At 40.3% G+C, this 19,271-nt stretch carries 18 protein-coding genes; 12 read left to right on the plus strand and 6 right to left on the minus strand.

The window, feature by feature from the left end; genetic code table 11:
• Positions 1-78 precede the first annotated feature (78 nt).
• The 3 genes from ACDX78_RS03265 (at position 79) to ACDX78_RS03275 (ending at position 2,957) form a co-directional block, all read left to right on the plus strand.
• On the plus strand, positions 79-1,050 hold the full coding sequence (locus ACDX78_RS03265; protein ID WP_486025616.1) for a stage II sporulation protein M: 972 nt from the start codon (positions 79-81) through the stop codon (positions 1,048-1,050).
• A gap of 10 nt (positions 1,051-1,060) precedes the next feature.
• The gene (locus ACDX78_RS03270) at positions 1,061-1,852 is read left to right on the plus strand and encodes an RDD family protein (RefSeq protein ID WP_486025332.1); all 792 of its coding nucleotides are present in this window, start codon (positions 1,061-1,063) and stop codon (positions 1,850-1,852) included.
• Between the two features lie 172 nt (positions 1,853-2,024).
• Complete coding sequence (locus tag ACDX78_RS03275) at positions 2,025-2,957, plus strand: aldo/keto reductase (protein ID WP_486025334.1); 933 nt, start codon at positions 2,025-2,027, stop codon at positions 2,955-2,957.
• Positions 2,958-3,015: 58 nt separating this feature from the next.
• Here ACDX78_RS03275 and ACDX78_RS03280 read toward each other — a convergent pair whose 3' ends face one another.
• Entirely contained in the window at positions 3,016-3,900 is an 885-nt protein-coding gene (locus ACDX78_RS03280) for a fructose bisphosphate aldolase (RefSeq protein ID WP_486025336.1), read from the minus strand.
• Between the two features lie 373 nt (positions 3,901-4,273).
• Between ACDX78_RS03280 and ACDX78_RS03285 the strand changes: the two genes are divergently transcribed.
• Positions 4,274-4,990, plus strand: coding sequence for a dihydropteridine reductase (locus tag ACDX78_RS03285; protein ID WP_486025337.1), 717 nt, complete (start codon positions 4,274-4,276; stop codon positions 4,988-4,990).
• A 270-nt stretch (positions 4,991-5,260) separates the two neighbouring features.
• The gene (locus ACDX78_RS03290; protein WP_486025338.1) at positions 5,261-6,274 is read left to right on the plus strand and encodes a DUF3231 family protein; all 1,014 of its coding nucleotides are present in this window, start codon (positions 5,261-5,263) and stop codon (positions 6,272-6,274) included.
• Between the two features lie 84 nt (positions 6,275-6,358).
• On the opposite strand, the gene ACDX78_RS03295 is transcribed toward ACDX78_RS03290, so the two are convergent.
• Together ACDX78_RS03295 and ACDX78_RS03300 are read right to left on the minus strand one after the other, a co-directional pair.
• Positions 6,359-6,778 (minus strand): hypothetical protein, encoded by a 420-nt coding sequence (locus ACDX78_RS03295; protein WP_486025339.1) that lies wholly within the window; start codon positions 6,776-6,778, stop codon positions 6,359-6,361.
• 222 nt (positions 6,779-7,000) lie between these two features.
• On the minus strand, positions 7,001-7,765 hold the full coding sequence (locus ACDX78_RS03300; protein WP_486025341.1) for an SDR family NAD(P)-dependent oxidoreductase: 765 nt from the start codon (positions 7,763-7,765) through the stop codon (positions 7,001-7,003).
• A gap of 454 nt (positions 7,766-8,219) precedes the next feature.
• Here ACDX78_RS03300 and ACDX78_RS03305 point away from each other — a divergent pair, with 454 nt between their 5' ends.
• The 4 genes from ACDX78_RS03305 (at position 8,220) to ACDX78_RS03320 (ending at position 13,428) form a co-directional block, all read left to right on the plus strand.
• A complete protein-coding gene (locus ACDX78_RS03305; protein ID WP_486025343.1) occupies positions 8,220-8,879 on the plus strand; it encodes a hypothetical protein in 660 nt (219 codons plus the stop codon).
• 212 nt (positions 8,880-9,091) lie between these two features.
• Entirely contained in the window at positions 9,092-10,717 is a 1,626-nt protein-coding gene (locus ACDX78_RS03310) for a glutathione ABC transporter substrate-binding protein (protein ID WP_486025345.1), read from the plus strand.
• A 193-nt stretch (positions 10,718-10,910) separates the two neighbouring features.
• A complete protein-coding gene (locus ACDX78_RS03315) occupies positions 10,911-12,743 on the plus strand; it encodes a MotA/TolQ/ExbB proton channel family protein (RefSeq protein WP_486025346.1) in 1,833 nt (610 codons plus the stop codon).
• The gene (locus ACDX78_RS03320; RefSeq protein ID WP_486025347.1) at positions 12,733-13,428 is read left to right on the plus strand and encodes an OmpA family protein; all 696 of its coding nucleotides are present in this window, start codon (positions 12,733-12,735) and stop codon (positions 13,426-13,428) included. The genes ACDX78_RS03315 and ACDX78_RS03320 overlap by 11 nt, the downstream gene beginning before the upstream one ends.
• Positions 13,429-13,661: 233 nt before the next feature.
• Here the strand turns inward: ACDX78_RS03320 and ACDX78_RS03325 are convergent, their stop codons facing one another.
• Positions 13,662-13,802 (minus strand): hypothetical protein, encoded by a 141-nt coding sequence (locus ACDX78_RS03325; protein ID WP_486025348.1) that lies wholly within the window; start codon positions 13,800-13,802, stop codon positions 13,662-13,664.
• A gap of 250 nt (positions 13,803-14,052) precedes the next feature.
• Here ACDX78_RS03325 and ACDX78_RS03330 point away from each other — a divergent pair, with 250 nt between their 5' ends.
• The gene (locus tag ACDX78_RS03330; protein WP_486025349.1) at positions 14,053-14,445 is read left to right on the plus strand and encodes a hypothetical protein; all 393 of its coding nucleotides are present in this window, start codon (positions 14,053-14,055) and stop codon (positions 14,443-14,445) included.
• A gap of 355 nt (positions 14,446-14,800) precedes the next feature.
• Here the strand turns inward: ACDX78_RS03330 and ACDX78_RS03335 are convergent, their stop codons facing one another.
• Positions 14,801-15,577, minus strand: a complete 777-nt coding sequence (locus tag ACDX78_RS03335) for a 2-keto-4-pentenoate hydratase (RefSeq protein WP_486025350.1) — start codon at positions 15,575-15,577, stop codon at positions 14,801-14,803.
• A gap of 594 nt (positions 15,578-16,171) precedes the next feature.
• Here ACDX78_RS03335 and hprK point away from each other — a divergent pair.
• On the plus strand, positions 16,172-17,086 hold the full coding sequence (gene hprK / locus ACDX78_RS03340) for an HPr(Ser) kinase/phosphatase (protein ID WP_486025618.1): 915 nt from the start codon (positions 16,172-16,174) through the stop codon (positions 17,084-17,086).
• Positions 17,087-17,132: 46 nt separating this feature from the next.
• Positions 17,133-17,441 carry a TIGR04104 family putative zinc finger protein gene (locus ACDX78_RS03345; protein WP_486025351.1) on the plus strand — a complete coding sequence of 103 codons (309 nt, stop codon included), beginning with the start codon at positions 17,133-17,135 and terminating at the stop codon, positions 17,439-17,441.
• Between the two features lie 237 nt (positions 17,442-17,678).
• On the opposite strand, the gene putP is transcribed toward ACDX78_RS03345, so the two are convergent.
• Positions 17,679-19,160, minus strand: a complete 1,482-nt coding sequence (putP, locus tag ACDX78_RS03350; protein ID WP_486025353.1) for a sodium/proline symporter PutP — start codon at positions 19,158-19,160, stop codon at positions 17,679-17,681.
• Between the last annotated feature and the right edge of the window lie 111 nt (positions 19,161-19,271).

A 19,271-nucleotide genomic window follows, 5' to 3' on the forward strand; every position in this document is an offset into this window, starting at 1 on the left:
AAAGATATGTCATTTCCCGGGAAATGTTGAGTTTTGTCGAGGGGTTGTAGGGTGTCTGAAGAGGAAGTGGGTGATGAAATGAACATGAGGCAGTTTGTGAAACGGCACCGAGAGGATTGGAAACGACTCGAGGAGTATGCCGAACTTTTGCGGAAAAAAGGAAGAAAGGTGACAGGGGAGGATATTTCTGCATTTCAGCGGCTTTATCAAAAGGCCGCGCAGCACTTATCTTATAGTCAGACTTATTTTCCCGATGAAGCGGTTACGAGATATTTAAACGGGCTTGTTTCCAAATCGCATAATCTGTTGTATAAAGATCAGGTGACCAGCTTTCAGCAAATACGGTATTTTTTCAGTACAAAGTTTGTTGGACTGTTGCTGGAACAATGGAAATTTATTGTGGTTGCCATGCTGTTGTTTATGTTTGGTTTGATGGCGGCTTTTCTTGCGGTCGTGGAGGATCCGCTCCACTTTTATGCTGTGATGCCGGATGAGATGGCTGGTGGGGTTGACCCTGAGCAAATTGGTGAGGGGTTTGATGCGATTGATTCTTCATTAATGTCCGCTCAAATTATGACGAATAATATTCAGGTTGCGATTTTGGCATTTGCTAGTGGAATTACTTTAGGACTTGGTACCATTTATATTCTTGTTTATAATGGATTAATTGTTGGCGGTCTGGCCGCTGTATACTGGCATGCAGGCATGACCTATGATTTCTGGGCCTTCATTGTACCGCATGGCATGGTGGAACTGGCAGCGATTTTCATTGCCGGTGGAGCAGGACTTTTAATGGGCTACAAGCTGTTCGTGCCAGGCGAGTATACCAGGGGCTATCAATTGAAGGAAAATGCCAAGCGGTCGGTGCAACTTTTCCTCGGTACGATTCCTTTGTTCATTATAGCCGGTATGATTGAAGGATTTATTACCCCGGCTGACCTTTCACTGGAAATAAAATATATTGTAGCATTAGTGACTGTCATCGGGTTATTACTCTATATTATTTGGGGTAAGCTGTTATTGGATAAGAGAAGATGGAAGGAAAGTTGAGGAGAAGTGCATGAAACAAGAACAGATAGATATTAACACACCGGAATTTGTTTCCCTTCAATTCAGCCTAGCCGGCCTGGGATCGAGAGCAGCGGCAATGATTATTGACCAAGTAATCGTAACACTTGCTAATATAGCACTTGTTTTAATGCTTGTGTTTTCAACGAGTAATAATATATGGGTTATGATGGATTCGGGCTGGTTGATAGCTACTTTTATCATAGCCATATTCGTCATAAATTGGGGTTATTTTTTTGCGGCTGAATATTTCTTTAATGGGAAAACGGTTGGAAAGCATATGGTCGGGATTCGTGTTATTCAGGAAAATGGGCACAGTATTACATGGATATCAGCACTGATCCGAAATCTGCTGCGTATCATTGACATGCTGCCGACGAGTTATTTCTTGGGAATTATTCTTGTGTTTTTTCATTCGAAACACAAGCGGCTGGGTGATATGGCTGCAGGAACGGTTGTCGTGCTTGAGGATAGTAGGAAACGGAAGAAAAAATCAGCGATGGATAAGGAAATGGAACATCGCGGCCTTAATAAGGATAGTATTTATATAGATAACCTAGCCTATAATACACTTGGATCAAAGGAATATAATTTGCTGCGGACATACAGTTCCAAACTTATCGAGCTGCGTGATGTCCAGCGGAGCCAGCTCACGATAGAGATGGCGGAAATTTTGCTGCCGAAAATCGGTTTAGAAACAAAAGGAAAATCAGTTTACGAGTTGGAAAACGTGCTGCTTGTGTTATATTTAAAAATGAAAGAAGACTGGGAGTTTGAGTTGTAGAGGGATGGCTGGGACTGCACTAAAAGCCCTACCGCAAAGCAATTGTCACACCTGGAAAATCGTCAATTTTTTTGTCGAATGGTCTGGTAGTCTTCTTCATTTACGCCCATTAAGGCCATCATCATAAAGTGACAATGTAAATAGAATAACTTCTATAAGGAGCGGAACACCAATGGTAACTCAAATTAATTTAGGGAAATCTGATGTCTCTGTAACCCCTGTAGGTCTTGGCACAAATGCTGTCGGAGGCCATAATATTTATCCGAATATCCTGGATGAAGAGGAAGGAAAAAATACGGTTCGAGCTGCACTCGATCATGGGATCAATCACCTTGATACTGCATCCATGTATGGTTTGGGTCGTTCAGAAGAGCTCATCGGTGAGGTAGCAAAGGAATATCAGCGAGAGTATATCGTGATTGCTACAAAAGGCGGTATTAAATTTGAGGGAGACAACAGCGTAACGGACAACACTCCTTCTTTTCTAAAGCAGGACGTAGAGAAAAGCCTGCGACGCCTGAAAACTGATTACATCGATTTATATTATATTCATTATCCAGATGAGGATACGCCGAAAGATGAAGCAGTTGGTGCGTTAAAAGCATTACAGGACGAGGGGAAAATCCGTTCCATCGGTGTCTCCAATTTCTCAATAGATCAGTTGAAGGAAGCGAATAAAGATGGGTATGTGGACGTTTTGCAGGGCGAATATAATCTGCTGAAACGAGAAGCTGAAGAAATCTATTTTCCATATACTGCACAAGAAAATATCACATTTATCCCTTTCTTTCCGCTTGAATCCGGCCTATTGGCAGGAAAATATGATGAGAATATGACTTTTACGGATCTCCGTGCAAACAAACCGAGCTTTCAGGGGGAGAACTTCAAACTCAACTTGGAAAAAGTCGGACAGCTTCGTGGAATAGCTGAAGCAAAAGGAGCAGATATTGCACATGTCGTGCTTGCCTGGTATTTCTCACGCCCTTCTCTTGACGCCATCATTCCCGGTGCAAAACGTCCGGAACAGGTGAGGAACAATTTGAAAGTGAGTGACGTGCATTTAACAGAGGAAGAAATCGAACAGATTAATAAGATTTTTTCATAACAAAAAAGGGAGCGGTCATTAAAACCGCTCCCGTAGTCAAAACCCTCCATGCAAAATGTTACTCAGACGCTTCGTAAATGGATTCTACTGCTTTCTCCAACGCTGCATTAAATTCTTCGTCTGACTGGTTAAAATTCAGATCCTGGCTTAAGGCTCTGGAGAAGCTGGCAATCAGTCCATCATTTTCTTTTAGTTTGTCGTTGGCGTCTTCTGTGGAATATCCACCGGAAAGGGCTACAACACGTATCACTCTTGGATGGTCAATGAGCTCTTTGTACAAGTTTGCTTGTGATGGAATTGTTAATTTCAGCATCACATTTTCATCATCATTTAGGCTGTTTAGGTGACCGAGAAGTTCTGTTTTTAGTGCTTCCTCGATCTTTTCTTTTTCCGGACTGTTAATATCCACTTCCGGTTCAATGATTGGAACGAGGTCTGCAGCTAAAATCTTTCTTCCAATTTCAAATTGCTGCTCCACCACTTCTTTAATGCCTTCCGGGTTGGCCTTTTTAATAACAGAGCGCATTTTTGTACCAAAAATATGTCGTTCATTGGCACGTTTCAGTATTTCGTCCAAATCGTTGATCGGTTTCATCAGCTGCACGCCGCCGGACTCTTCAGCAAGGCCTTTATCCACTTTTAGAAAAGGGGCAATGCCTTTCTTTTCAGCCAGGTAATCACCTGTATACATTCCTTCTATTTTGCTATCCATTGTTTGTTCAAACAGGATAGCGCCTAAAATTTTATCTGAATCAAAAGCTGGGGATGTGATAATTCTTTTCCGCATTTCGTGTACTAAGTCGAACATTTCATCCTCGTTGGCATACGCATCTTCTTCAACACCGTATAAAGCCAGTGCTTTCGGTGTGCTTCCCCCACTCTGGTCCAGTGCTGCAATAAAACCTTTTCCATTTTTGACTTTTTCGAATTGGGTTTGATTCATTATTTCCACTCCTTTTACCGTAATGTTGCCGACTTTATCAGCATAAAAAGTATTGAAGTTACATTTATATCTACATTGTAGCATTTTTGGAGCAAAGGTAATAGTCAAGTGTAGATAGAACTGCTGACAAGGTGGGTTGTGTTTTTTTCTGTCTTCATAATTTCAACCACTTCGCTAGCTGACCGTGAGTATAATAGCTTGAACAAAATATTAGGAACAATGAACTATTAAGGTTCAAGATTTTCTCTAAACCGTCAGTAAATTCAAGTTGCAAAAATTATCTAAAGTAATCAATCTGTTTAATTGAGAATTATTATCATTTAGTGTATATTAGACAGTAACGATATAAACAATGGAGTAAGGAGAATATAAAATGCAAATATATTGGACTAAAATAAATAAGATTATTGAAGAAACGCCTGAGGTTAAAACGTACTTGCTTGACTGTCCGGAAGGCTATACTTGGGAAGAAGGTTCTCACATCCATTTTGCACTGGAAGGTTTTAATGTCGGAGATAAACCAAACCGAAGCCTGATTCGCCATATGTCCATCTCCACTTTACCGCAAGAAAATTCAATCGGCATCACAACACGTATCAGAGAGCAGTGCTCTGAATTTAAAACGATTTTAAGAAATTTTGAAGTCGGCAATGAAGTTGCAGTATTTAAAACGCATTCGAATGTACCGCTTAAAAGAGAAAACAAAAATGTTTACCTGCTCTCTTCAGGTGTCGGTTTGGCAACTTTCAGACCGCTTGTGCTTGATTATTTTGAACGTGCTAACAGTGTCAATCACATGCATTCCTTGAATATCGATTCATCAAAGGATTTCTTATTCACTAATATTTTTGAACCCACACCTGACAAGAAGTTCACATCACAGTTTGTCGATAACCGTAAGAACTACTATGAAGAAGTGAAAAATCTTGCTGCAGACAAGCATGGACTCTTCTATGTTGTCGGCAGTGATGAGTTCCTTGTACAGAACATTGAAGTATTACGTGAGCAAGGCATCAAGCCGGAACAGATTATGCTCGACAAACATGAACAAGAACTGCCTGAATTTTTATCATTTGATTTGTCAATTTAAGCGAGGCAAAATATTGGTAAATACGAAATAGGTGTTCCATGAAAGGTTGCGATTATGGAGCAAACAGGATAGCACTTTCTGTAATGATTTTTACGTGCTATCTTGTTTTTGTTTTATTATTTGGAGAATCGGTTGTTTGTTATTTTTCACCCTATTATCCTTCTGAATAACCATATATAAACTATAAGTTACTTTGGTTCGTTTTCGCAATGAATAAAGTTCCTTTTCCGGATCAAACTAAAAGAAAATTCGTTGAAGGGATTTTTCCTTATGAAGCTAAACAAAACCGATCAAAATAATAAACTGAATGCTGCCGAAATGGGTAAACTCTGGGCGGTATATATGGGAAATACGATGGCAGTTTGTATCTTGCGTTATTTTCACCAACATACAGAGGATGAGCATATTAAAAAAGTCGTGGAGAGTGCCCTCCATTTAAGTGAAAAAATCGTTAAAGATGTAAAAAATATAATTAATCGCGAAAACATTCCAGTGCCAGCAGGGTATACAAAGGAAGATGTGAACCTTGATGCACCAAGGCTATTTTCCGATGAGTTTTATCTTCACTACCTTAAATATACAAGTAAAGCGGGAATGAGTGTTTATTCCATCGCGATACCTATTATGAATAGAAAAGATGTAAAAGATTTCTTTATAAATACACTCCAATCTACAGTGAAACTGGTTTTGGATATTAATGAAGTGTTAGAAGCAAAAGGTTTTCTGGCCAAACCGCCAAATATTTCAACACCGGAAAAAGTTGATTTTGTAAAGCAACAAAACTTTCTGAATGGATTTTTTGGGGATATCAGGCCGCTTCATGCCCTTGAAGTAACACACCTATATGACAATATAGAAAATAATGTTACCAGTAAGGCGTTATTAGTTGGTTTTAGTCAAGTGGCGCAAAAAGAAAAAGTAAAGGAGTACTTTCTAAGAGGAAAGAAAATCACGATGAAGCATATAAAAGCCAGTTCACAGGAGCTCAATAAAAACGGTTTGCCCTCGCCTCCATTATTGGATAATTTGGTGACTACTTCCACACAGCCACCGTTTTCAGATAAATTAATGCTGTGGCATAAAATTGACATGTTCTCCATGAAAATCAGGTCGTACGCAAATGGTCTCTCTCTTAATGGAAGACGTGATATTGGCGGAATGTATGCTAAGTTTCTCATGGATGTTGGTTTATATGTGGAGGACGGGGCTAATATAATGATTGATCAAGGGTGGATGGAACAACCGCCAAAAGCAGCTGACCGTGAGGATTTGGCTAAAGAATAAAATAAATTATGAAATGCAAATTTAGAAAAAAGCAAGGGATTCCAAGGGTTCCTTGCTTTATCTGCCAAAGGGAGAATAAGCACCTCACACCCATAACCTCACCAACACACCCACAATTATGCCAAAGATGCCATGTCCGACTGTCCAGTGCAGCCATGCATATCCATCCGTATGTTTAGGCGGTGTTTTGGTCAGCGCACTGAGGAAAAATAATAAGGCACTGCCGGCGGTATAGGTGAATACATAAGGAAAAATATAATACTCCCATGAAATGAGCCGGAGCAGGTAAAACAACACAACCACACTTGCAATACAGGTGGTAAAGTGAAATGCCCAGCCTGTTCCTCGTTTGTGGTTCCATTTCTTCAAAACAGGCATATAATCCAGGTTGTACAGTAATATGGAGGCAGGGTTTCCAGTCAGTATCCGGACTAACTCCATGAAGAGGGATAAAACAGATCCGCTTATGATTCCAATGATCACTAGTCGTAAAAATTCCATCATGTATTTTCCTCCTGGATTTCTTCTGTTTTTTACTTTCCCTAAGCAGACTTCTGGTAAACAAGGAATTGTGGAGGGGCGCAAGATGTAGTGTAGTGCTTGCGGAACCTGTAAATTATTCGGTGAACTGCATTTTCTGTTTCCTTTAAGACCTCCATTGATGTAAAAAAGGCCGGCAGCCCATCAAAGAGCAAACCAGCCTTTATATTAATCGATCAATTATCATTAGTCCGCCTGCATACCGCCATCCACATTATAAAGTGACCCTGTTACAAAAGAAGAATGATCGGAGGCTAGGAAATAGACAACCTGAGCTACTTCATCCGGTGCACCGAAGCGGCCGAGAGGAATTCCTTGTCTAATTGCATCTGCGGATGTCTCCGGATCACCTGGTGATATGTTATTTTGGATGTCCTCAAGCATTTGTGTATCAATAGCTGCCGGTGCAACCGCGTTAACTCTTACGCCATTTTCCGCAGTTTCCAGTGCAGCTGTTTTTGTTAAACCTGCTACAGCATGTTTTGATGCAATGTATCCAGGCATTCCTGCTGACCCAATATAAGCTGCATTGGATGCTGCGTTGATAATGCTGCCCTGTCCTTGTTCTTCCATTTGTTTAATCACATGCTTCAGACCAAGAAATACACCAGTAACATTAATACCCATTACCTGCTCGAATTTTTCTTTTTCCAGATCTTTAATATTCGCAAATGGTCCGTTAATACCAGCGTTGTTAAAGAAGACATCAATTTTTCCAAACGCGTCTACAGTTTCTTTTACATAATTTTTCACATCTTCTTCGTCGGTCACATTTGCTTGAACGACTTTAATATTATTCTGATCTGCATTTAAGTTTCTTTTGGCATTGTCCAAAGCTTCCTGATTAATATCTACCAAAACAACTTTAGCTCCATTGTCTAAAAATAACTGGGCAGTGGCTTGTCCTATTCCGCCTGCACCACCTGTAATTAATACAATTTTGTTGTCCATGCTTCATTTCCTCCTTTTAATAATTTAGTTGTCTAAAGTAACTATAATGCTATTTTAATGTAGAAATAGTCTTATTTCAAAGTATCTGCTCCATGTGATCATTTATACGTGCAGAATTTAAGAAAATAAGAAGGCAGAACATTAGGGTGACGGAGAAGAGGAAGCTTATGAGGATATACGCTTCCTTTTCTTTCCCCGTCGTGAAATCATTCAAACGAGGCAAACACATACTTTTTCCCTTACATTTATTATGAGGCAAGTTTGCAAAAAAGATTTGATGCAGGGTTTTTTCAGGGAAGGCCGTGAATTCATTCCCTGAACCATTTGAAGTGTATGTTACAATCGGGCCATGATGAACAAAATGATCTTGTAATCATTATTTGTTATAAAAAGGAACCTTACTGGTATGTTAAAATTTCATGGAAGAAGAAATTTTAATAGATAGAAGAGGGAGGTGTTACTATTATTAGAAATAAAAAGTTGTTCTCCATTTCTATTATTCTTTTTGTTTTATTACATAATAATGAGCTTTCCTTTTCTTCATGAAAGTTATCCAGAGGCAAATACGTTTGTATTAGGTATTCCATTAAGTTCCCACAGCGGAAGGAATTATCTCGGTATTACCGCGCTGATGCTATTGGCGGTCAGCCTTGTCCTGATGGCATTATCACTTGAAAAATACCAGGGTCGATTCGTGCTTGCTGCAATAGTAATTGCTGGAATTGCACCTCAATTTCTCGCTAATACATATCAAAAAACCTTCGCCTCAGCCATTTATGCCATTTCTTATGAACAGGAGTCCAGTGAATGCGATATTACGAGGGCGGAAAGCCAAACAGTGGCTGAATGTGAATTAATCCTGATGAATCACAGTGATAATGATGTGGCATTATCTGTGGAATTCGCTAATAATTTTAGTGAGGAAGCTGAACCAATGATTGACATCGTTAATCATGATGCACCGTATGATGTTAGATTGTTAGGAAAGGAACGTAAAACTGTAACGATACATACAAAAATAGATACTTCGGAATCAGAAAACAAAATTGGTGGCGGGCACATGCAAATGATGAATATTATTATACGTTCGGAGGGAGAAGAGAGAGGGTTATAGAGGTTTCTAACAGATATGTATAGATTTTTTTATTTGAATAAGTGTAATTAAGGCATTTTAATTAAGCCTAAAGTCACGCTGACTCATCTATTTGTAACTTAATCCCTGCTACAATAGTAGTTTACTTTAATAGAATAGTAGTGTATAATCCAGTTGATTTATATATTATTATTTTATTATAAATTAACTTAATTTTTTTAGGGGGGAAAATTTTGAGAAAAAATAAGCTACTGCAACTATTGGCACTGAGCATCCTTGTTTTTATTCTCGTAGCTTGTGCAGATGAGCCTGAGGAGGCTGAATCAGAAGCGGACGACACTGGAACAGAAGAAAATGGAGATGCTGAAACAGAAGCCTCAGAAGGTACAGAAGGCGGAGATTTAGTGATCGCGGCATTATCAGATGCGACTATTTTAGACCCACATATATCCAGTGATGTGCCGTCTGGTAATGTGCAAATTAATATTTATGAAACATTGACCAAATTTGATGAGGATTTGGAATTACAGCCACTGCTTGCTGAAAGCTGGGAGGCAATTGACGAAACTGTCTGGGAGTTTGAATTACGGGAAGATGTAACGTTTACAGATGGTACTGCGTTTAATGCTGAAGCTGTAAAGACAAATCTGGACAGACTGCTTGATGAGGAACTTGGGTCTCCAAGAGCTATTTTATTTAATGTCATCGACGAAGTAATTGTGGTGGATGATTATACTGTACAAATGGTGACGGAACATCCATTTGCCCCGTTACCTTCACACTTTGCTCACTATGCATCCAGTATGATAAGCCCGGAAGTAATCCAGGCAGATTATGATGCAGTGGAAGATGGGGAAAACTTTGGCACATATGTGAATGAGAACCCGGTAGGAACGGGAATATTTACTTATAACTCCTGGGAACCTGGTGTAGAAATTGTGCTTGACCGTAATGATGATTATTGGGGCGAGCCAGCAAAAGTAGATTCGGTTACCTTTAGAGTAGTAGCAGAGGATTTAACTCGTATTGCAGATCTGGAAACAGGCGGGGCACATATTATTGATCCGGTAATGGCACCGCATGTAGAACAATTGGAGAATTCTGAAGGGGTTAACCCTTATATAACAGATGGAGCAACGATTACGTATATGGGATTCAACGTGGAAAAAGAACCATTTACCGACCCTCGGGTTCGTCGTGCAGTAGCAATGGCACTGAATAAGCAGGAAATGGTAGATGGAATACTGGAAGGAACCGGGGAAGTTGCTGTAGGACCGATCAATAGTACACAATTTGGTTTCCATGATGACATTGACGGTTTGGAATATGATCTTGATGCAGCAAGAGAATTACTTGCAGAAGCAGGATATGAAGATGGTTTTGAATCAACTATCTGGACCAATGACAGTCAGGAACGCATTGACATAGCAACCTATACACAAGAAGGGCTGCGGGAAATTGGTATTGATGTGGAAATTGAGGTAGTAGAATGGGGCGCTTATCTTGAAGCCACTGGGAATGGCGAGCATGAGATGTTCATTCTAGGCCTGTCGCTTGGAACGATGGACGCGGATTATCCTATGCATATGATGTTCCACTCTCAAAACGTAGGTCCACCAGGAAACCGTTCATTTATGCAAAGTGATGAATTCGACGAAATGCTTTATGAAGCAAGAATTGAACAAGATGAAGACACCCGCGAACAAATGTATATTGAAGCAACAGAATGGTTGAATGAAGAATCACCGATGGCATTCCTTTATCACCCAGCACAAATTATGGGGTATGCAGATGGTGTGAATAACTTCTGGGCTGATGGTTCAGGACTGTACCAGCTGAAGGATGTAACACTTGATTAATATAATTTGATTTAAAAAAGACCCAACTCAAACTTTGAGGGTGGGTCTTTTTTTTGGGCTGCATTAAAATTAATATTAATCCATGATCTTGCTTGCTGCAGCAGACCCCGTTCCACTTGTTTAACTTGTACACATGATTTGTACCCCGCTTGAATATCTATAGTAAGAGAAGCCTTTGGTAGGGGGAAATAGCATGGTCGAGTTTATTCTTGGGATGTTTGCGAGCGAGGAAAAAATACAGGCTATACTGGCAAATCCAATGATTGAGGTAATTTTCATTGTATTATTTCTTTCTTTTTTTCTTGCGGTTTTTGCACATTTATTTCTATTTACGCGATTACGTAAGATAAGAAGTTATTTGCGAGATACAAAACGCATGGATATAGAACCGCTTTCTTCCATAAAAAATGAATTTGAGCGAAATCAGGAAACAGAGGGAATGAAGGTGGAAACCTTTGTTCAGGAAAAGTTTTCGAACTGGCGTGTTTTGCAGATCCCCGCCGTTAGTTTGATTAAAATGATCCAGATGACAGTTTCTGTATTTATTTTACTTGGTGTATTAGGTACATTTATTGGCCTTACTATGTCGTTAAGCAATATAAACATGGCGGGTGGCGATCAGCTGGTGGAAGATGTGGCAGCTGTTCTGGCCGGCATTGATGTTGCATTTTACACGAGTATTGTCGGTATGGGATTTTCTTTGATAATGACGGTGCTTGTCAGGCTGTTAAATACGGAATTTATGCTCACGGATATTATGCTGAAAACTGAATCAAACCTGGAAGGAGCGGAGGAAAACGGGATCAGCCGGCTAATTGATGTATCCGAAACGATAAATCAGTCTATCCTCGGACTGCAGGAAACGAACCAGGAATCACTGCAAAGCATTGAAAAAGCATTTCACGGTTTTCAGGAATACACTACCGGTCTGCAGCAATCTGCGAAGGATCTCGCATTGTTTAATGAAGGACTTTCCGAGAATCTGCAGGAGTTTCAGGAGTTGTTTCAGCAGATGAAAACTGTGACAGATGGATTCGGGGAAGGTACGGCAAAATTGAACAAGAATTTTGACAGCCTGTTTTCCTATTTTAAAAAGATGGATAGCCGTAATGAGCGGATGACTAAAGCGTTTGAAAATACGTACGAGAAAGTGAATGCGGCTTCTGATGCGCAGTTGAAAACACTGAACCATTTTGAGGAATCAGTGGAAGATGTAAAAGACTTCACATCTTCTCTTTTGGAAGATCAGCAGTCCATCAAGGACGCATTCAGTAAAATTGAACAAAAAACAACGGATTTAGTGGGTCAGATGGAATCCCATAATAAGGAGTTTAAACAGATATTTGGCGGAGATCTGTCAGGGAAATTGACAGGCATCATCACCTACATGCGTGAGCTTTCTGGGGACTTCGATAAAATGGGATCCTCATTGACGAAATTGCCGGATGCTCTAGATGTGATAAATCAAACACAGGCAGAGTATAAGCACTTGCTGTCTGACCGTTTTCAGGAGCTGAAGGAGTTTAACCGGTCGTTTAATGATCATTTGCAGGCTCATTCACAGGAATCCCGGAATTTTGAAAGGAATATGCAGGAAGCAACGCGGAGCTATGAGCAAGTTGGCATGAAGAATAATGAGCTGATTCAGGAGATTAATGCTGCCATTTCGCAAATGGGCCACACATTTAACCAGCGGGAAAATCAGATGGAAGCGAGTGTTGGTGTTTTAAAGGACACACTTTCCAATTATGTGTCTAGTATGGAAGGAAATGTCGGAAATAAATTGGATCAGTTTGGTAGAACGATGACGGATTATATGCAGCAAATGAATGAGGGCTTACGGAGTGAGTTTATGGAATTAAACAGAATGACAGAAACGAACCAGCAGTCTAATGCCAGGTTTATCCAGCAGACATTGCAGGATTTAAACCGGGAAATCCAAATGCTGAATCAACAGCGGAACGGAATCATTCAGCAGCCACCTTCAAGGAATAACCGCATAGGGATGAATCAAAATGAATACTAAATATCAGCGTCTATTTCGTCAACAAGGGGGAGGAGGACATTTCTGGCCATCATTCACAGATCTGTTAACGACTATTTTATTATGTTTCATCTTGATTTTTATTAGTTTGATGGTAATAAAATCCCTGCAAATTGAGGAAATGGAACGTACACTTGACCAAATTATGGGAGTGCGCGCCATGCTTGTCAGTGATCTGGAGGAGGAATTCAGTAACTCGAATTTGGGTGTGGAAGTGGATAGTCAAACCGGCGCGATTATTTTCAATACCGATATTTTATTTGCGTATGATGATGATGAATTAAATCCCGATTCATTTGAGTTTTTGGATGAATTCGTTCCGGTTTATCTCGATATTTTGCTGCAGGAAGGGTATGAGGAGTATATTGCGGAGATTACTATAGAAGGACATACAGATCAGGATGGCAGCTATTTATATAATTTGCAGCTTGCTCAGGATAGAGCTTACAGTGTTGCTTCCTATATTTTGGGGGAAGATTTTCCGTACAAAAATATTCAGGATCATTTGGAGGAGAAACTGACCGTAAACAGTAAATCCTACACGGATTTCCGTACGGACGATGAAGGAAACTACAGTGCTGAAAATTCACGAAGAGTGGAGTTTAAATTTCGACTGAAGGATGAGGAGATCTTGGATAGAACGAGAGAAATTCTGGATGGGGCGTAGGGTTGACTCCCTGAGACCGTTCCTCATCCTAGCGAGGAACCTTAGCAGCAGGGTTATCTGTATGGGCAAACAGTCATTTAGGCTCCACGAGCGGGGACTTCATCTCTTCTAGTTTCAGTGTTGTCTGATTTTCCGCGATGTTTGAAGTTTAAAGAATCCATATTATGCGACTGGCTTTACGGTCTTGTCATGCTGACTTTACATTCTTTTATCTATTCATCATATGCCTCACATTATTTTCGGTCAAAGTTATCTTGCACATCATAGGAGGTATTTTCATCCAGAGAATAGGGTTTCCGAATGAAATCAATCGAGGTGCTTGTTTTATAGAGAGTCATCAGATTTTCGGTAATTTCCTCAATCTCTTTTGCCATTATTCCTCCCTTCGTTATTATCGACACAGCGCGGAAATAAAATTACCTGTAAAACCGAACTTCTACATCGTGAATCCTTGTACTTTTTCCAGTATAGATTATAATAAGAAAAAACCTATAAATCAATGTATTTGAGAGTGTCTGTTGGCTGTGCAAATTATCACAGGTTTTATTTACCCTAAATAAAAAAAGCAGAAGTATATCTACCAATAAACAGCCAACCATTTAACTTTTACAGGGAGTTGAGGTTATGGCAAAAATAATGATGCATGGCTGCAGGTGGTTTTTAGGAGTAGTTTTTTTGGTGGCAGGGGTAAATGGTTATGTAGTCATATTTGGCTTGGACCCGTTTATTGCTACCAGTGAAGAAGCGATGGCATTGTTTGAATTTGAATATTTACTCATTATCGAAAAATCGTTGGAGATTGTATGTGGTTTGCTTCTATTAACAAATCAATTTATGCCCCTGGCACTTGCGGTTCTGGCACCGATTGTCGCAAATATTTTATTGCTTCATTTGTTTCTGGATCCATCATTGCTTCTTCTGGCTATTGCACTCATGATTGCGCATATTTATTTAATCTTTTTCTACAGGGAAAATTTTATGGCTTTATTGGAGAGAAAACCTGATATCTCTAAGTAGCTTCAAAAACACGATGCAAGACAAGTTCAGTCTTTCACTATTTCATGCTTTAGCGTATAATTGATGTATATAAAATTGGGCAAATGGGGGGGCACAGGGACAGGAACAGGAACCGTGTCCCAACTTAGAACCCATGGATCACTGATAGATAGGGGCTTAACGCTGATACTTTCAAAATTCGCTGATAAATAGAACAAATCGCTGTTAAATGGGGAAAATCGCTGATAAAATAAATCAACGCTGATAGCCTCCTGTGGTTTGATCCTTCCGGGCCAACGTTTAACTCAAACCCGAGTGTCTGTGAGTCCGGATCAGGTTGGACTGGGAAACGGGAATGAGCCGCTTCCAATTAACCCTACTCAAAACTTACTTCTGCTTCACCTATCCCAGTAAATACCGCCTTATAAATCCCTTCCTTTACTCGAATCGGTGAAATAAATGTGCCTGAAGATATAATCATCCCTTTCTTCAGGGTTTTGTGACGCTGAGCAAGTTTTTTTACGAGCCAGGCAACAGATGATGTCGGGTTTTCAAGTACGGTGGAACCGACGCCTTCCTCGATCTTTTCTCCGTTATGAAACAGTTCCATCCTTACTTTCGGCAATGCATGAAGATCCGGAAAATCTACAGGTTCTCCAACGACAACTTTTCCGGTGACCCCGTTATCACAGATGAGATCCATCAGTTCGAAATTTGGAAACCAATCCTTATAGCGGGAATCGGGTACTTCCAGTCCTGGAGCGATTTTGCTATTTGTTAATATTTCTTCTTCTGTTGCTTCTGCACTCAGGTCATCAGTAAGGACAAACATTAATTCCGGCTCCACGATCGGGGAATTCATTTTTATTAGGGAAAGATGTGCCTGATTTTGCATTATGCTTGAAGTTGTCAGTGTTCCGTATGCCGGTTCGTTTGTATTGGCAAGTGCTTGTGTCTCCGGGCTCGTCATACTAATCTTGTAGCCTTTGACCCCTTCTCCATACGTATCACATTTTTTCCGGACAAATGCCTCCTGCACATCATACGATGCGGTCTCATCCAGGGTGTAGGAATTGCGGATAAAATCAATCGGGGTGTTGTTATTATAGGAATTCATCAATTTTTCGGTGATTTCTTCAACCTCTTTTGTCACACGAATCACGCTCCAAACCCTTTTAGTAAAAGCATAATGGATATGCTGATTGCTGTAAAATGATACGGGTATGACCTCGTAAGTTCGTTATTTCACAAAAAATAGCTGGCTGAAGCTTAGAGAAGGAAGTTGGGACTGCGCTAAATGCTCGTCCCAATATAAAAAGCTATACCTCTGCCCCGATTATTCAACAGATTTTTGAATGATTAACAGCATTTCTAATAAATTAATATACTTTTCTTCCCCTATACTATTTTCCACTTTTGTAGTCGTAACCAAATAGGTGTTGCTTTTTCTAATTTGGGCAGCCCGCTGCCGGTTATCGAAGTTAATTTTGTTCTTGAATCATTTCTATCTTTTGTCATACTAACATATTCGCTTGTTTATGTTGCGGGTAATCGTAGGTTGGTCAAGTAACATCATCTCACTCAACTCGATGACTGAAACCTCTTTTTCACTGGATTTCCTGATTCAAATAAACAAAAAATAGGCAAGTTCAGTCTTTCACTATTTCTTGCTTTATCGTATAATTGATTTATAGAATACAAAATGGGGCAAGAAATCTATCTTTGTCCCACAGGAGTGTACAACATGATGAAATCGGTTACGGTAGATCAATTGGTGAAGGAATTTAAATTGGAAGTACTGGCAGGGGAGAAGAAGCTGGATCAGGTCATTACAAAGGCACATACACATCGGCCCGGGCTGGAGTTTATTGGATACTTTGATTTTTTTCCGATGGAGCGGGTGCAAATCCTTGGAAAAAAAGAGATCACCTATTTGCAGCAGTTGGATGATGCGGAAAGAAGAAATCGAATCGGGAATATTGTGAATTATCATCCTCCTTGTTTTATTGTAACGGGTGGACAGAACGGTCTAACATACTTAAAGCATTTTTGTGCCGAGGAAAATATCCCGCTTTTACGTACAACAGAGGATACGAGTGATTTTATTGCAAAAGCAGATGCTTATTTGACCCGTGTGATGGCACCGGAAATTGCGGTTCATGGGGTTTGTATTAATGTTTTTGGGATTGGTATTCTGCTTCGCGGAGAGTCCGGTGTCGGGAAAAGTGAAATTGCTCATACCTTAATCGGGAGAGGGCACAGGCTTGTTGCCGATGATATTGTGGTACTCAAAAAATTAAGCCATCGAACGATTCTGGGCACCCATAATGAAAAAAACAAGGAATTTCTGGCACTTAGGAGCATCGGCTTGTTGAATGTCGTTCGTGTTTATGGGAGAAAAGCATTCCAGGAGGAAACTAGGATCACACTAGATATAAAAATGACAAAATGGGAGAAGGATTCTCTGAACAATGAACTGGAATTAGAAGAGGAGACAACGGATTATTTGGATGTACCGATCCCTACTATCGAAATTCAGCTGCAGCCTGGAAGGGATGTTGCAGGGCTGATTGAAGCTGCGGCAAATAACTGGTACTTGCAGCAGCAGGGCTATAGTGCTGCTGAGGATTTCTTAAGCCGGTTTGAGGAAAATGATTCGTAAATTTCAATTGGGGAATAATATTATAAACAAAGAGAGGAGGCGCTTGATGCCAAGATGTAAAAACTGCGGGGGAAAGTGGAAATGGAGCGATGCAATAAAGCGGATATTTTCGTTAGGTACCGCTATTATTTGTCCGTATTGTGATGAGAAGCAATACCTTACAAATCAATCCAGACGAAAAATGGGAATCGTGCATATGCTTTTGCCGCTATTGATTTTACTTCCAATTTTCATAGATATATCTTTTCCAATAGCATTTGGCATGTTCGCTGCAGCTACTATCATTGTGTTTTCCATCTGTCCTTTCATCATGGAACTGACAGACAAGGAAGAATTGCCATTTGGGGAAAAATAAATTCCGTATCATCTAGAGACGATACGGAATTTATTTTTTTAAACTACTATAAAAATACCTGATCCCCAAGCGATGCTTTTTCAATGCCTGTTTTGCTCCATTCCTACAGGTGGTTTCTATGGCCCGTTATTTTTCCATTTTAGCTAAATGAGGTACCATAGAGCCGTGCAACGGTAGGTCATTTCTGCATTTCGACTGAATGAAGAACCATTGAAACGCTTAAGGCATGCTATTTTTTTATTTCTTCACGTTATTCACAATTTCAATTGCTTCATCAAACTCATGCTCTACCTCTGCATTTGGTTTATATGTCATTAAACTGACAACAACTGCCACAATTAAACAGAGCAGGAATCCCGGAACAATTTCATACAGGTATCCGGAAAGGTCGGAAGTACCCCATACAAATACGGTAACTGCACCAACAATCATGCCCCAAAGTGCACCCTGGCCGGTGAATTTTTTCCAATAGAGAGCCAGCAGGATAACCGGTCCGAACGCGGCACCAAATCCTGCCCATGCAAAAGATACAAGACCGAGAATCGTATCGTTTTGCTGCCATGCAAAGATCATGGCTATCGCAGCCACAGCCAGTACAGCAATACGGCTCAAGTTTACAAGCTGTTTTTGCGAGGCATCTGTACGGAAAACTGCTTTATAAATATCTTCCACGAGTGCGGAAGCTGTAACAAGCAATTGAGATGAAACGGTACTCATAATTGCCGCAAGCACAGCTGCGAGCATTAATCCTGCAATAAATGGATGGAAAATGATTTGCCCCAAAGCAATAAAAATGGCTTCCGGGTCAGCTAATGTGGCATCCGGGTTTTGTGTAAAGTATGCTAAACCGACCATTGCCGTTGCTATTGCACCAATTAAAGACAAGAGCATCCAGCCGATCCCGATTCTTCTTGCTTTTGTTGTTTCTTTGACGGATGAAATCGCCATGAAACGGATAATAATATGCGGCTGGCCGAAGTAACCAAGCCCCCATGCCAGGGATGAAATGACCCCGGTTGCCGAAGCAGTGGCAAAGAAGCTTAAGCGTGTTGGATCCACTTCTCTTACCGTGCTAATGATGTCGCCGAGCCCGCCTGTTAGAGATACCCCGAGGATCGGTACTAAAAGCAGTGCCAAAAACATCATGGTACCTTGGATCACGTCAGTTAAACTAACGGCAAGAAATCCGCCGATAAATGTATAAGCGATGGTAACAGCTGCGACAATTAAAAGCCCGGTGTGATAGTTATACGCAAATGATTGTTGAAAAAATATACCTCCAGCAACCATGCCTGAAGATACATAGAATGTAAAATAGACTAAAATAATAACACCTGAAGCTATCCTCAATAATTTTGAGCTGTTTTTAAAACGGTTATCAAAGAAACTCGGAATAGTAATGGAGTTGTTTGCCACCTCGGTATACGCCCGAAGCCTTGGTGCGACAATAAGCCAATTTAACCATGCACCAATGAGCAAACCAATCGGCATCCATGCTTCCACAAGTCCGGATACGTAAATAGCACCCGGAAGTCCCATCAATAACCATTGGGACATGTCTGAAGCTCCAGCACTGAGTGCAGATGTTGTGGCATTTAGTTTTCGCCCGCCAAGCATGTAATCGTCCAGGTTGCTTGTTTTCTTATATCCATAAACTCCAATGCCGATCATACCAAGCAAATAAAGGATGATTGCGATAAGCTGAAACGTTGAATCCATTTTCTTTCCCCCTATTTTGTTTTATCTATATTCTCGTGTTATACAACACGTTATTTTAAACCCTCCAGTTACGGCAATATCTATTTACGCATAAGAAGTGATTGAAAGATG

Source organism: Virgibacillus oceani (genome assembly GCF_041521345.1).
GTDB lineage: Bacteria > Bacillota > Bacilli > Bacillales > Amphibacillaceae > Virgibacillus_N > Virgibacillus_N oceani_A.